Annotated in this window: 8 protein-coding genes; 3 read left to right on the plus strand and 5 right to left on the minus strand. The window is 68.3% G+C overall.

Going from position 1 to position 15,087, the window contains the following annotated elements:
• Positions 1-2: 2 nt before the first annotated feature.
• Together ABD683_RS01365 and ABD683_RS01370 are read left to right on the plus strand one after the other, a co-directional pair.
• Complete coding sequence (locus tag ABD683_RS01365) at positions 3-623, plus strand: TetR family transcriptional regulator (protein WP_344766652.1); 621 nt, start codon at positions 3-5, stop codon at positions 621-623.
• Positions 624-797: 174 nt separating this feature from the next.
• The gene (locus ABD683_RS01370; protein WP_344766654.1) at positions 798-1,790 is read left to right on the plus strand and encodes a type IV toxin-antitoxin system AbiEi family antitoxin domain-containing protein; all 993 of its coding nucleotides are present in this window, start codon (positions 798-800) and stop codon (positions 1,788-1,790) included.
• An 84-nt stretch (positions 1,791-1,874) separates the two neighbouring features.
• On the opposite strand, the gene acpS is transcribed toward ABD683_RS01370, so the two are convergent.
• The 5 genes from acpS to ABD683_RS01395 form a co-directional block, all read right to left on the minus strand.
• Positions 1,875-2,270 (minus strand): holo-ACP synthase AcpS, encoded by a 396-nt coding sequence (acpS, locus tag ABD683_RS01375; RefSeq protein ID WP_344766656.1) that lies wholly within the window; start codon positions 2,268-2,270, stop codon positions 1,875-1,877.
• Entirely contained in the window at positions 2,261-11,260 is a 9,000-nt protein-coding gene (locus tag ABD683_RS01380; protein ID WP_344766658.1) for a fatty acid synthase subunit beta domain-containing protein, read from the minus strand. Before ABD683_RS01380 ends, acpS begins: the two co-directional genes overlap by 10 nt.
• 193 nt (positions 11,261-11,453) lie before the next feature.
• Positions 11,454-12,209 carry an SDR family oxidoreductase gene (locus ABD683_RS01385; protein WP_344766660.1) on the minus strand — a complete coding sequence of 252 codons (756 nt, stop codon included), beginning with the start codon at positions 12,207-12,209 and terminating at the stop codon, positions 11,454-11,456.
• Positions 12,206-13,426, minus strand: coding sequence for an acetyl-CoA C-acetyltransferase (locus tag ABD683_RS01390; protein ID WP_344766662.1), 1,221 nt, complete (start codon positions 13,424-13,426; stop codon positions 12,206-12,208). Before ABD683_RS01390 ends, ABD683_RS01385 begins: the two co-directional genes overlap by 4 nt.
• A 24-nt stretch (positions 13,427-13,450) precedes the next feature.
• Positions 13,451-14,596: an acyl-CoA dehydrogenase family protein gene (locus tag ABD683_RS01395; protein ID WP_344766663.1), complete on the minus strand. Its 1,146-nt coding sequence runs from the start codon at positions 14,594-14,596 to the stop codon at positions 13,451-13,453.
• A gap of 96 nt (positions 14,597-14,692) precedes the next feature.
• Between ABD683_RS01395 and ABD683_RS01400 the strand changes: the two genes are divergently transcribed.
• Positions 14,693-15,087: TetR/AcrR family transcriptional regulator (locus ABD683_RS01400; protein ID WP_344766664.1), on the plus strand; the 395-nt coding region annotated here is incomplete at its 3' end.

The following is a 15,087-nucleotide window of genomic DNA, read 5'->3' on the forward strand; positions in this document are numbered from 1 at the left end:
GGGTGACGGCCGAGATCCTCGAACCCAGGCGCCGCCCGACCCAGGAGCGCAGCCACAAGAAGTTCGACCACCTGCTTCTGGTGGCGCGTGAGCTGCTCCTGGAGGTCGGGTTCGAGTCGTTCACGTGCGAAGAGGTCGCCAACCGCGCCGGGCTGCCGATCGGCACGCTCTACCAGTTCTTCCAGAACAAGTACGTCATGGTGTGCGAGCTCGATCGCGTCGACGCCGTCGCCGTACGCATGGAGCTGGCGTCGTTCGCCGAGGCGATCCCGTCGCTCGACTGGCTCAAGTTCCTCAACCGGCTGGTCGACCACATGGCCAAGATGTGGGTCGACGACCCGTCACGCCGTGCCGTGTGGCTGGCGGTCCAGTCGACGCCCGCGACGCGTGCGACAGCCGCCGTCACCGAGCGAGAGCTGGCTGCCGAGGTGGCCAAGGCGCTCGCGCCCTTGACGCCTGGCACCCCGCGCGAACGCCGCACGATCATGGCGGAGGTGCTGGTGCACATCGTCTACTCGATGCTCAACTTCTCGATCCGCGACGGGCAGGAGCACAGCGAAGCGATCATCGAGCTCAAGCGCCTCGTCACGGCCTACCTGCTGAGCGCCGAGCATTCTCCGTAGCGATGGTTTACCACGCCAGCGTGGTAAACGTCGTCCCGACGGGGAAAGCTTCCAACGCCCGGACGACGTTTGCCGCGCTGGGAGGAACTCCACACCGAATGACTGAGCCGTGATGAGTCCACAAAGTCGCGATCAAAGTGACCAGGAAATAGCCGCGCCGGGAAGTCTGCCTACGTGGACCAATATTTGACCGAGACAGCCGAAGCCAACGGTGGCTACTTGATGCGTCACCAACTCATCGATCTCGGCCTATCCGATGCGCAGATCCGCAGCGGAATGCAATCCAAGGTGCTCAGGCGCATTCGGCACGGCACGTACGCGATGGCACACGAATGGACAGCAATGACTGCCACAGAGCGTCACTGCGTGTTGGTGCGATCGGTGCTCGACAAGCTCGGCGATCGAGTCGTCGCATCCCATCATTCCGCCTCCGCGCTGTACGGCCATGATCTCTTCGGCGTCGACTTGGACACGGTCCACGTCACGCGAATCGATGGCGGTACGAGCCGACGCGAAGCCGGCATCGCGTTTCATCATGGTGCCGTCGTTCCCACGCGAGACATCCGTGAGATCGATGGGCGTTTGGTGGTAGAGCCAATGCGCGCGGTCTTCGAGACGTGCAGTCACGTATCCATCGAGTCCGGGATGGTGCTGGCCACCTCAGCACTACGATCTGAGCAAATCACCGTGGAAGAGCTGATTGAAGCTAGATCGCAATTCGCCCATTGGATGGGCACGCGCAAAGCGCGAATTGCCATCCGCCTCGCGGATGCGCGACTCGAGTCCGTCGGGGAGGTCCGCTCGCTTCACATGATGTGGCGCCATCGACTGCCGCATCCTGAGCTGCAGCACCAGATCTGCGACGTCCGGGGGCAGATCATCGCGCGCACCGACTTTGCATGGCTGGATCACCGCCACACCGGGGAGTTCGATGGGCTCATGAAGTACGGGCGACTCAACCCCTACAACCAGGACCCGGGGCAGGCGATCGAAGACGAGAAGATCCGCGAGGATCGTGTACGCGACGAGTCTTACGGCATGACGCGCTGGGTGTGGGCGAGCCTTGCACCATCACAACAAGCCAAGACCGCCGCGATGATCCGACTCGGAATGGAGCGATCTAAGCGGCTCTACCTTCGGAACCGCACCGTCATACCCCTGACCTGACGTCCTGACTCGGCAAACCCTCTCCGGACGCGGAAAGCTTCCCGCGCCTGGACGAGGTTTACCACGCCAACGTGGTAAACCGCCCTAGTCGGAGAGCACGACGTACGCGGTGGCGTAGTCGCCGTCGTGGCTCAGCGACACCTCGAGGGTGCGACCGGCAAGGCGTTTTGCCACCTCGCCGTGCAGGCGAATGCGGGGGCGGCCCCACGCGTCCGTGACGACCTCGATCAGGTGATGGATGTTCTCGTCCATCACGGGCGCCTCGCCGTACATCGACGCCGACCATGCCTTGATGACGGCTTCCTTCGCGGCCCAGCGAGCGGCGAAGTGACGCGCGGGATGGGAGGGACCACTCCGCGCATCACCCCGCTCGCCAGGTGAGAATGCCGTGGCAAACCTCGTACCGGGCAGGTCGAGCTGTTCCTCGAACGAGGGAACGTGGACCAGATCGACACCGACCCCGAGGATCGTCATTGGCATGACACCGACTGGTACATGTCTCCCTCACCCAGTCGTGCTTGCGGATCCAGGAGCATCGCAGCCTCCCGGGCCCGCACCCCCTCGCTGCCAAGGCGGCGATCAGGGCGTTCGTACAGCGAGGGGCCGCCGTACATCGCCCGGACGATCCGCATCCGGCCCTCGATCGTGCGAGTCTGCGCGCGCTCCTCATAGGAGGCACGCTCCTCGTCGGTCAAGGTTGCAAGGAAGGCTTGTGGGTGGACCAGCGCGATCAGGCCAGCGACATGGCCGAAGCCCAGGCTGGTCACCAGACCAGCCTTGAGCTGGCCGGTCGCGAGCGGCTCGCGCAGCCACACGAGGTGTTCGTGCTCGGCGAGGTCGTCCATGACGCAGTCGAGGCTGCGGTTGGGGGGTACGACTCCTCCGGTGAGCACCTGGCTGAGACCGATGAGCTGGAACGCCGCTGCGCCGCCCTTCGCGTGACCCGTGAGGGTCTTCTGCGAGATGACGTAGAGCGGGTTGCCCTCGCTGCGACCAATGGCCGCGGCGAGACGCTCGTGGAGCTCGGACTCGTTGCGCTCGTTCACGCCGGTCGACGTGTCGTGCTTGGACAGCACGCCGATGTCGTCGGCGGTGAGGCTGACCTGCGCCAGCCCCTTGGCGAGCGCCGACTCCTGGCCACCCCGGCCGGCTGCCAGGGCGCCGATGCCGGGCGCGGGGATCGACGTGTGCACGCCGTCGGCGAACGAGCCGGCGTACGCCACGACTGCGAGCACGGGCAGACCCATACGGGCAGCGACATCGCCGCGCGCCAGCAAGATCGTGCCGCCACCTTGTGACTCGACGAATCCGCCGTAGCGACGGTCGTTGCCGCGGCTGAAGTAGCGGTCCTCGATGCCCTTGGCACTCATTGCCGCCGAGTCGGCAGTGGCCGACATGTCGGCGAATCCGACGATGCCCTCGACGCTCAGGTCGTCGAAGCCGCCGGCGACGACGAACTCCGCCTTGCCGAGCTTGATCTTGTCGACGCCTTCTTCGACCGACACCGCGGTCGTGGCACAGGCTGCGACGGGGTGAACCATCGCGCCGTACGAGCCGACGTACGACTGCACGACGTGGGCCGCGATGACGTTGGGCAGCGCCTCCTGGAGGATGTCGTTGGCCTTGTTCTCGCCCAGCAGCGTGTCGAGGTAGAGCGACTGCATCGACTGCATGCCGCCCATGCCGGTGCCCTGTGTGTTGGCGACCAGCGCGGGGTGGACCCAGCGCATCAGCTCCGACGGCTCGAAGCCGCTGGAGAGGAACGCGTCGACCGTGCAGATGAGGTTCCACAGGCCGACCCGGTCGATCGACTCGACCATCTCGGCGGGGATGCCCCACACGGTCGGGTCGAAGCCGGTCGGGATCTGGCCGCCGACCGTACGGGTCAGCTTCATCCGGCGCGGCACGCGGATCTCGGTGCCGGCCTTGCGGGTCACGGTCCAGTCGCCGTCCGCGGTGGCCACGATGGTCGTACGCTCGGGGTCCGCGTCACGCAGCGCCTTCGCCTCGGACTCGTTTGACACCGTGAACGACAGGTCCTTGTCGAGGAAGATCGATGTCAGCAGCGGTGCTGCGTTGTCGACCATGTTGCCGTCGTCGACGTAGCGGCGGACACCGACGGCGTCACGAACTGCGTCCTCGTAGCGATCAGCAAGGTCGGCCTCGTCGACGCTCTCCTGTGTCGCGGTGTCGTACCAGCCGCCGGCGTTGTTGTCCCAGGCCACCATCCCGGTCGTCCACGCCAGCTCGAGGATGCCGGCGGCCGACAGCTCGTCGGACACCTCCATCTCGAAACGCGTGCGGGAGGATCCGTACGGGCCGAGCTCACCTGCTCCGACCATCACCACAAGGTCCTCGGGACGAGCGCTGACGGGTTCCCACTCGAGGCTGTCGACGCGGTCCAGCTGCGCCGGCGACGCGGCCAGGGCGGAGATCGTCCCGGTCTCGTCGACCTCCTCGGCGACGGGACGCTCGACGCCTTCGGCCAGCGCCCGCAGGTCGAGGTTGACGCCACCGAGTCCGCCGGTGAGGTCGACCGTGAGCGGCTCGATCAGCGCCGAGGCGCGGGCCGCGGGCGTGCAGGTCTCGAGGAGCGCCTGTGCCATCTCGTCGGGCGTCCACGTACGGACGCCGGCCGCCTCGACGGCATCGACCAGCGGGTCGTTGCCGCCCATGAGGCCCGTGCCCTTGACCCAGCCGATGATGGCGTGGCTCAGCGTGACCCGGTCGGCCCAGGCGGGCTCAGCCTTCCAGCGCGTGACGAGGGCGTCGAGGGCCGACTTGGCCTCGCCGTAGCCACCGTCGCCGCCGAACATGCCGCGGTTGGGCGAGCCCGGGAGCACCACGTGCAGGGTTGCGTCGATGTCGTGGTCCTGACCGTGCTCCGACAGCGAGGTGATCAGCCGCTCGACCGACCAGAGCAGGATGCGCATGTCGACCTCGGTACGGCTGCCCGCGTCGCTCATGTCACCCGCAACGCGTCCCGCAGCGAACGGGAACAGCAGCGTCGGGGTCATGGCCGGCTTGAGCACCGTCGTGGCGCCCGCACGGGTCTGGGTCTGCTCGGCGCCGATCCACGCGGCGAGCGCGTCGACGTCGGCGAACGACGCCATGTTGGCGGGGACGACCCACAGCTCGGCGCCGTGGACGGCGTGCGAGCGGTAGAGGTCGCGATAGAACGCCAGGCGCTGGGAGTCCAGGCTCGAGGTCGTCGCGATGACGGTCGCTCCCCCGGCCAGCAGCTGTCCGGTGATGCCGGCCGCGATGGAGCCCTTGCTGGCACCCGTCACCACGGCGGTCTCGCCTGCCCACTGGTTCGCGGGTTCGGTGAGAGCATCGGCAGCGATCTGCAGGAACCGATCGCGCTTGGCCGGGTCACCATGCGCGGCGTGCCACGTGGCCTGCGCTGACAGGGCCTTGCCGGCACCGACGAAGCTGACCTCGAGGTCGTCGCCGTGGACGATGCGGGCGAGGTCTTCGCGGGCACTGGCCCAGCGGTCGTCGAGCTGCACGGCCTTGGCCTCGTCGAACGCCGGGGCCGTGAGCTTGGCCCAGTCGCCGCCCAGCTCGGTCTCGACGCGCGACAGGATCTCGGCCTCGTCGGCGTCCGGCTCGATGACGGTCGCCTGCCCGGTCAGTCCGAGCTGATCCAGCACCAGTCGTGCCGCCGACGCCAGCACGCCATCGGGCCCGGTGATCTGGGCGGTGAACTCGCCGAGAGCGGCGGCATCGATGGTCGCCTCGCCGCCGCCGGTCGACGGCAGGTCGACACTGACGCCGTGGCGCCCGGCAACCGCCGCGACGCTGGCATCGATCGCGTTGTCGACGTCCGAGCCGGTGGCCAGACCGCTCAACGTTCCGAAGTCACCGCCGCGGACGCTGGTGCCCTCACGGCTCGACATCGCGAGCTCGGCGAGCACGTGGCTGGCCCAGCCCGGGCCGAGCTGCCACACGTCGGTGACGCGCTCGGCGATGTAGGCCTGGCGCTTGCCGGTCGGGCCGAGCACCTTCTTGAGGTGGTCGCCGAGTGCTTCGGTGAGCACTTGGCCGAATGCCTTGTAGCCGCGGGCGAGGCCCTTGACCTGGCCCGAGAGCGTCGGCAGGTCGGCATCGGCGGCACCGTCGATCGCGCCGAGGCTGAGCTCGCCGCCGAGGTCCACCAGCAGCTGGTTGCGTCGCGACGACGCACCGTCGCACAACGACTCGATCGAGTCGGCGGCGCCGATCTGGTCAAGGCGCATCTTGGTCCACCAGGCGATGAGCACGGTGGTCGCGTCGGCGGCGTCGAACGTGAGGTCGGCCGGACGGGGTCCGCTGCTGGCGGCGGGTGCAGGAGCTGCGGGAGCGGCCGAGTCGGCGACCGGAGCCTCGGTCGGCTGGTCGTCCTCCTCGCCCTGTTCATCGAAGCTGGCCTGGTCTTCGTCGGTGCTGAACACCGCAGCGCTGTCGCGCTCGAAGTTGAGCACCTCGACCGCTCCGCCGTGTCGACCGGGGAGCTTGAGCGTCTGTGAGGCGAGGTTGGCCACGGTCGGCGCCTGTCCGACACCGATCTCGACGAACCGCTCGACCCCGAGGCCTCCGTCAGCCTGGGGCAGGAACATCAGGTCCTGGGTCTCGATCCAGCGCACCGGGCTGGCGAACTGCCACGCGAGGAGCTCGATGAGCACCACGCGGCAGAGCTCACCGGGCTTGGTCGACCATGCGGCGAAGTCCGCGAGAACCGCCTCGAGCGGCTCGGACGGCACCAGGTCGGCGATCTCCCGGATGAAGGCACGATCGAGCGAGAACGGCTTCGGCACCAGGTTGGGGACATAGCGACCGGCCAGGATCGCAGGATCGATCGAGGGAGGCAGCAGCTCCTCGAGACGCGCCCGGAAGTCCGGAACCCCGCCCCGCAGGACCGTCGAGTGGAACGGGACGTCGATCCCCGGGATCAGGATGAAGGCACCCTTGCCGCCGAACTCCTCGCGGCGCCGGTTGACCTCGGTCTCGAGGACCTCGAGGCCGCGTACGCTGCCCGCGATGGCGTACTGCGAGTCGCGCAGGTTGTAGTTGACGATCTGCAGGAACTCGCCGGACTTCTCGGCGACGCCGTCGACGAACTCCTTGACGTTGTCGTCGACGAGCCCGATCTGGGACGGACGGATCGCGGCGAGGCGATAGTCGCTGCGCCCCTCGGCGTCACGCTCGACGAGAGTGTGCATCACCGAGCCACGCTGGAACACGACCTCGACGACGCCTTCGAGTGCGATGACTCCCGATACGGCGGCAAGCGCGTTGTATTCGCCGACTGAGTGACCAGCAAGGATCGAGCCCTCGACGAACGCGCCCGACTCGCGGAGCTCGGCCATCTGCGCGGCCCCGAGGACCGCCATCGCGACCTGCGTGAACTGCGTCAGGAAGAGCACGCCGTCGGGGTGCTTGTGGGTGACGCCCTGGGCGACCAGCACCGTCGGGTTGTCACGGACCACCGTGAGGATCGAGAAGCCGAGGGCCTCACGCGTGTGGGCGTCGGCGCGGTCCCAGATCTCGCGGGCCGCCTTGGAGCGCGCATAGGCTGCCATGCCCATGCCCTGGTGCTGGATGCCCTGGCCCGGGAAGGCGTACGCGGTGCGGGGCGCCTCGAGTCGGGCCGTCGCGGCCATGACGACCTCGCCCTCGACGCGGCAGCTGATGTCGAGCACCTCAGCGCCGGCATCGAGGCCGACGCGGTCGGCACGGATGTCGACCGTGGCACCCGGGCGTACCGGCGCCATGAAGCGTGTCGTCCAGCCGGTGATGCGACGCCCGCTGACGACCTGCTGGGCCGCCGCCGACACCCACATGCCGTGGACGATCGGACCGCCGAGCCCGGCGAGGCGTGCCGCGGCGACGCTGGTGTGGATCGGGTTGTGGTCGCCCGTCACCGCAGCAAAGGCGCGCAGGTCGGTCGGTGCGACGACGGACGCCGCGCCGCGCGACTTGCGCGGCGTGTCGTGCACGTCGTCGCCGAGGGCGCCGCCGGCACGAGCCGGATCAGCCAGCTCGGCAGCACCGGTGCGTCCGCGGATCGCGAAGCGCTCCCGGAGCGTCGCGATGGGACCGTTCGACGTGATCGTCACGTCAACCGTGACGACGCGGCCGTAGTCGGTGTCGGACACCGAGTCGACGAACGCCTCGATCGTCAGCTCGGCAGGAGCCGCGGGCAGCACGCCGTCGAGGGCGATCGCGTGGTCGAGGTGGACCAGGTCGAGCATGCCCTCGATGACCGGCACGCCATCAGCGGTCGTGACATCGCCGAGCACGGCGAACACCGACGGCCAGGCAAGTCCGACGAGCACATCGGGCACAGGGTGGACGGGGACGTCGGCACCCGTGACGCCGGCATGATCGGCGACCACGTCGGGGTCCCATTCGACCGTGGCGGTCGCCTTGCCGGCGGAGATCGTCGGCACGACGCCGCCAGCGGCGCCGGCCACCAGGGCACTCATGGCCTCGGTGGCGATCTCGGTGGTCACGACCGGCGCTGCGCCACTGGCGGCGTCGCCGAGGTCGATGCGCAGGGTCAGCGGACGCGCGAGGGGCACGTGGAGCTCGGCGGTACGCGCGTCGACCGTGACGAGCGACGCGCCGGTCTCAGGATGCTCGGCGCGCTCGGCGTCGACGATGACCCAGTCGGCGCCCAGGCGGTGCACGGGATTGCGGACCGTACGACCTGCCCACACCAGGTCGGGAGCCGCGAGCACGAGCGACAGCACGTCGCCCGCACCGTCGACACGACGGCGTCCGGCGACACGCTGCGGAGCGCGGCCGGAGGCGAGCAGTCCGTCGATCGTGGCGTCCTCGAAGCGGCGGAGGAGCTCGGCGACCGGCTCGTCGACGCGATCGATGCCGCCGACCGAGACCGGACCGGGGATGATGCAGACCGCGTCGGCGCCGTAGCGGGCGTCATGCGCCTGCCACAGCGAGTCGGAGCGCCACCAACGGCGTACGTTCTCGTCGAGCACAGGGACGAAGTTGACCGGCTTGCCGGCGATCTTGCACTGCTCGACGAAGAACACGACGTCGCCGGGGTGCAGCACGACCTCGGCGGCCGAGGGGTACGCACGCAGCAGTGCGTCGAGCGCCGTGGCACCGGCGGCCACGCTCTCCGGCTCGGCGAACAAGGTCGGGATCGAGCCGCGATCGGCGGTGTGGAGGCGGGCCTCGGCGCGCTGCAGCATCGCGGTGAACCGCTGCTGCATCGTGATGTCGAGCCACTCCGGCGTGCCGGTCAGCTCGAGGTAGCGGCTCAGCCACTGCGCGTAGGTCATCGACGCGACGTCGCCGAAGTAGGGCTTGGCGGTCCGATCGAGGGCCTCGATGATCTCTTCACGTCGATCCGCGACGGCCTCGGCATCGCCTGCGACCTCGTCGAGCAGACGACCCGTGCGTGACGCGGTGTTGTCGATCTCGTGGATGTCGGCACCGAGCTGGCTGAGGCTGGACGCCATGCCGCCCTTGGCCGTGCCGGCGCCGATCCAGGTGCCGGTGCCACGGGTGTCGACGAGCAGCTGCTTGACGTCAGGAGCCGTCGTGGCCTCGAGCGTCGCCATCGCAGCGGTACCGACCAGGATGCCGTCGAGCGGCATCAGCGGGAAGTCGTGGCGGCGAGCCCACTCGCCGCTGAGGTAGGCCGCAGCAACCTCAGGCGTACCGATGCCTCCGCCGACACAGACCACCACGTTGTCGAGCGCGCGGAGCTCGCCGTACGTCGTGATCAGCAGGTCGTCGAGGTCCTCCCACGAGTGGTGGCCACCGGCCTTGCCGCCCTCGATCTGCACGATGATCGGCGTCGGCGCGACCTCCTTGGCGATCGCGACGACCTGGCGGATCTGCTTGACCGTGCCGGGCTTGAAGACGACATGCGTGATGTCGGCGTCGCGCAGCTCGGCGACCAGTGCGACGGCGTCCTCGAGCTCGGGGATGCCGGCTGTGACGACCACGGCGTCGATCGGCGCACCCGCGGCACGCGCACGCTGCACGAGGCGCTTCTGGCCGAGCTGGAGCTTCCAGAGGTACGGGTCGAGGAACAGCGAGTTGAACTGGAACGTGCTGCCGGGCGTCAGGAGCTCGTCGAGCTCGGCGATGCGGTCGGCGAAGATCTGCTCGGTGACCTGCCCACCACCGGCGAGCTCGGACCAGAAGCCGGCGTTGGCTGCCGCTGCGACGATCTTGGCGTCGACCGTCGTCGGGGTCATGCCGGCGAGCAGGATCGGGGACTTGCCGGTGAGGCGGGTGAAGCGGGTCTCGGCGTGGATGCTGCCGTCGGGCAGCGTGACGACGCTCGGCGCGTACGCCGACCACGGCGTGGCGAGGCGCGGAGCTGCTCCGGCAGCGACCAGCTCGCGGTGGCCGCGGCGGGTCGTGGTGGCGATGATGCCGACGCCGCGCGTACGCAGCTCACGGGCCGACAGCCGCGCCGCGAGGTCACCGGGGCCAAGATCGAGGATCCAGCTCGCGCCGGAGTTCATGGCGGTCTCCAGCGACTCGACCCAGTCGACGGGGTCGACGATCGAGCGCATCGTCAGGTCACGGGCGCGTTCACTGTCGAGGCCGCACGCCGCGGCCCAGGTTGCGACGAGATCGGCGGCTGCGGCGAGGTCAGGGTGATGGAACGCGAGCTGTGCCGTCAACGGCTCGATGACCGGAGCGAACGGTGTGCCACCGGTGACCTTGCGATCGCGCTCGGTCTTCTCGGCGGCGGCGATCTCCTCGAGGCGGGCCTGGACGGCCGGCAGACTGGTGGCCGGGCCGCTGATGACCACGCTGCGACGGCCGTTGCGCATGCGCGAGACGACCCGGAGCGAGGCTGGCAGGTCGGCGATGACCTCGTCGATGCGCGCGGGGCGGACGTTCGAGACGCTGAGCATCGTGTCGCCGAGCAGTCCCCGACGACGGCCGACGAGCTGGGCGGCGGCGCCGATCAGGCGTGCGGTGGCGAGCAGCTCGACGTCGTCGGCACCCGCGAGCGACTGGGCAGCGAGCAGTCCCTGCGAGTGACCGATCACGGCAGCGGGCTGGAGCACGGCGGTGTCGATGCCCTGACGATGCAGCGCGCGGATCCCGGCGAGCTGGGTCAGGAGGATGCCGGGCAGCGAGACACCGGGGGTGCCGAGCATTCCGGCATCGGGCAGCTCGGGAGCGTCGTCGTCCTCGGCAGACTCCCCCACCGCGATGATGTCGACCCACGCCAATGGCGTGAAGGTGACACCCGCACGGGCCAGCTCACTCGCGACCGGAGCGAGCCTGGCCTCAGCCTGGGAGACCAGTGACTCCAGGTCTGCCTCGAGCGCGTAGTCGCGTACGAGGTCAGCCAACGGCTCAAGCCACTCGGCACCTTGTCCGCCGAAGCCGACGGCGTAAGGAGCTCCGTCAACGATGCGATCGACCAGGGCGCCGCGGCGCTCGGTCGTACGGTTCGGGGCAAGCGGTGTGTCGATGGTCGTCACGTGGTTTCCCTCGGGTGCTGCCGTCTCGGGATCGACGGGCGGTACCAACCATCTTCGCAAAACATGAGGGAAACCTCAACTTTAATGCGAGGTTTTCCTCATGTTTTTCAAGAGATGTGGATCACGCGACAGACGTCATCCCGAACGAGCTCCACGAGCTGCGTCCGGGATGACGTCTTGGGGTCCGCGACGCTCAGACTCCGCCGGTCAGCAGCAGCCCGCCGTCGACCGTCAGCGTCTGCCCCGTGACCCAGGCAGCGTCGTCCGACAGCAGGAACGCGACGACCGACCCCACATCCTCGGGGACGCCGAGCCGCTTCAACGGGTAGGCGGCCGAGACCTCGTCCTCCTTGCCCTCGTAGAGGGCGGCAGCGAACTTCGTCTTGACCACGGCCGGGGCCACGGCGTTGACGCGGATCGTGGGGCCCAGCTCCACTGCGAGCTCCTCGGTCACATGGATCACCCCGGACTTCGAGGCGCCGTAGACACCGATGCCCGGTGCCGGCTTGAGCCCGGCGACCGAGGCGACGTTGACGATCGCTCCCCCGTGCTCACCCATCCACCCGTGGTAGACCTTTTGCGCCCACGCGATCGACGAGATCACGTTGACCCGGAACGTCTTCTCGGCAGCACCGAGATCGACGTCGATCATGCGACCGTACGTCGGGTTGATCCCGGTGTTGTTGACCAGGAAGTCGACCCGCCCGAACGCGTCGAGCGTCGCCGCGACAGCCTGATCCTGGTGCGCCTCGTCGTCAGCCGCCCCGGCCGAGAAGATCGCGTTCTCAGGACCTCCCAGAGCCTCCACCGCCTCGGCGAGCGCGTCAGCCTTGCGGGCCGTGATGCAGACGCGCGCGCCGTCGGCGACGAGACGCTCGGCGATGGCAAAGCCGATGCCGCGGCTGGCGCCGGTGACGATCGCGACCTTGCCGTCGAAACGCTTGCTCAAGACAGTCGCTCGATGACCATGGCCATGCCCTGCCCACCGCCGACGCACATCGACTCGACGCCGAACTGCTTGTCATGGTGCTGCAGCGAGTTGATCAGCGTGCTCGTGATGCGGGCACCGGTCATGCCGAACGGGTGGCCGACGGCGATCGCACCGCCGTTGACGTTGAGCTTGTCCATCGGGATGCCAAGCTCCTTGGCTGAGCCCCAGGACTGGACCGCGAACGCCTCGTTGATCTCGTAGAGGTCGATGTCGTCGATGCCCATGCCGGCGTTGCGCAGTGCAGCCGGGATCGCCTCGACCGGACCGAGGCCCATGATCTCGGGCGAGAGGCCCGTGACCGCGGTCGACACGATGCGGGCGAGTGGCGTGAGGCCGAGCTCCTTGGCCTTGGTGTCGCTCATGATCACCACGGCGGCGGCGCCGTCGTTGAGCGGGCAGCAGTTGCCTGCCGTGACGGTGCCGTCGGGACGGAACACCGGCTTGAGCTGGGACACGGCCTCGAGCGTGACGCCGGCACGAGGTCCGTCATCCAGGCTGACGACGGTGCCGTCAGGAAGCGTGACGGGGGTGATGTCCTTGGCCCAGAATCCGTCGGCAAGAGCCTTCTCGGCGAGGTTCTGACTGCGTACGCCGAACTCGTCCTGCTCCTCGCGGCTCATGCCGATCTTCTGCTGCACGTTCTCGGCGGTCTGGCCCATCGCGATGTAGACGTCGGGGACGTCACCGTCGGCCCGCGGATCGGTCCAGGTCGGCGCACCGCCCTCTTCGCGCTTGGCGGTACGGGCGACGGCCTCGTCGAACAGCGGGTTCTTGGTGTCGGGCATGCCGTCCGAGCTCCCCTTGCCGAAACGGCTCACGGTCTCGACACCGGCAGAGATGAACACGTCGCCCTCGCCCGCCTTGATCGCGTGGAATGCCATGCGGGTGGTCTGGAGGCTGGAGGAGCAGTAGCGGTTGACGGTCACGCCGGGCACGTGATCGAAACCGGCCTGCACCGCGACGACACGACCGAGGTTGTAGCCGCTCTCACCGGCAGGCTGACCGACACCGAGGTGCAGGTCGACGATGTCCTTCGGGTCGAGACCCGGCACCTTGGCCAGCGCGGCCTGCACCATCTGGACCGTGAGGTCGTCAGGACGCATGTCCTTGAGCGAGCCCTTGAACGCGCGCCCGATCGGCGAGCGAGCGGTGGAAACGATAACTGCTTCGGTCATCAGATAGTGCCTTCCCTAGTGGACTCAGAAGCCGAGGTCTCGGCCGATGAGCTCTTTCATGATCTCGTTGGAACCAGCCCAGATCTTGCTGACGCGGGCATCCCGCCAGGCCCGAGCGACACGGTACTCGTTCATGTAGCCGTAGCCGCCGTGGATCTGTACGCAGTGGTCCAGGACGTCGTTCTGGATCTCCGACGACCACCACTTGGCCTTGGCGGCATCCGTCGCCGTCGCCTCGCCACGGGTGTGGGCCAGCACGGCAGCATCGACGAACGACTCGGCGACCTCGATCTTCGTGACCAGTTCGGCGAGCAGGAACTTGTTGTGCTGCAGGCTGCCGATGGACTGCTTGAACGCCTGGCGGTCGTGCGCGTACTGGATCGTCTCGGCGAGGATCTGCTTGGCGTGTGCGACGTTGGAGACCGAGCAGCTGATCCGCTCCTGCGGGAGTCGCTGCATCATGTAGATGAAGCCCTGGTCGACCTCGCCGATGACCCGGTCGTCGCCGACGCGTACGTCCTCGAAGAACAGCTCGGCCGTGTCGGCCTCACCCTGGCCGACCTTGTCGAGCTTGCGCCCACGGCTGAACCCCGCGTCGGTGGCCTCGAGAGCGAACAGGCTGATGCCCTTGGCGCCCTTGTCGGGAGATGTTCGCACCGCGGTGATCACCAGGTCGGCGGAGAAGCCGTTGGTGATGAAGGTCTTGGAGCCGTTGATGACCCATCCGTCGCCGTCACGGACGGCGGTGGTCTTGAGGGCGGCGAGGTCGGATCCGCCGCCGGGTTCGGTCATGGCGATCGCGGTGAGGATCTCGCCAGAGGCGCAGCCGGGGAGCCAGCGCGCCTTCTGCTCGTCGGTGCACAGGTCGACGAGGTACGGCACTGCGATGTCGGTGTGGATCGCGACGCAGGAGGCGAGCGCGGCGTTGAGCTTGCTCAGCTCCTCGTCCCAGACCGCGTTGAACCGGAAGTCACCGGCGTCGGCGCCACCGTGCTCTTCGGGGATCTCGAGGCCGAGGAAGCCTTCGGCTCCGGCCGCGAGCCAGAAGTCACGCGGGAGAGCCTTGTCCTCGAGATACTTCTCGAGGTTGGGCTCGACATGCTTGGCAAGGAACGCCGCACAGGAAGCGCGGAACGCCTCGTGGTCTTCGTCAAAGATCGTTCGCTGCACAATCAGGCCTTCAGTTACACGGGCGGGACTCGCGCGCTAAGCGCTTGCTTAGCATGCAAGCACTCCGGCATGCTGTCAACACAAAGGAGGCCCGGCATGACCACGATCACAGCGCGCGAACGGCTGATCAACGCTGCCGTCGAGGCGTTCGCCGAAAAGGGCTTCGCCGCGACCACGACGCGCGACATCGCGTCACGGGCCGGGATGAGTCCGGCCGCGGTCTACGTGCACCACGACTCGAAGGAGAGCCTGCTGTTCTCCGTCAGCCTCGACGGGCATCGCAAGGCACTCGACGTCATCAGCTCAGCCGCCGCCTCCGCCACCGACCCCGTGGACCGGCTGCGCGCCATGGTCTACGACTTCAGCCTGTGGCACGCCGACAACAGCCGGGTCGGCCGCATCGTGCAGTACGAGTACCACGCGCTCACCGACGAGCACCGAGCCGAGGTCGCCACCTACCGCCGCGAGATCGAGAAGACCATGCAGGACGT

Origin of the sequence: Aeromicrobium panaciterrae (assembly GCF_039537165.1) — a bacterium.
Taxonomy (GTDB): domain Bacteria; phylum Actinomycetota; class Actinomycetes; order Propionibacteriales; family Nocardioidaceae; genus Aeromicrobium; species Aeromicrobium panaciterrae.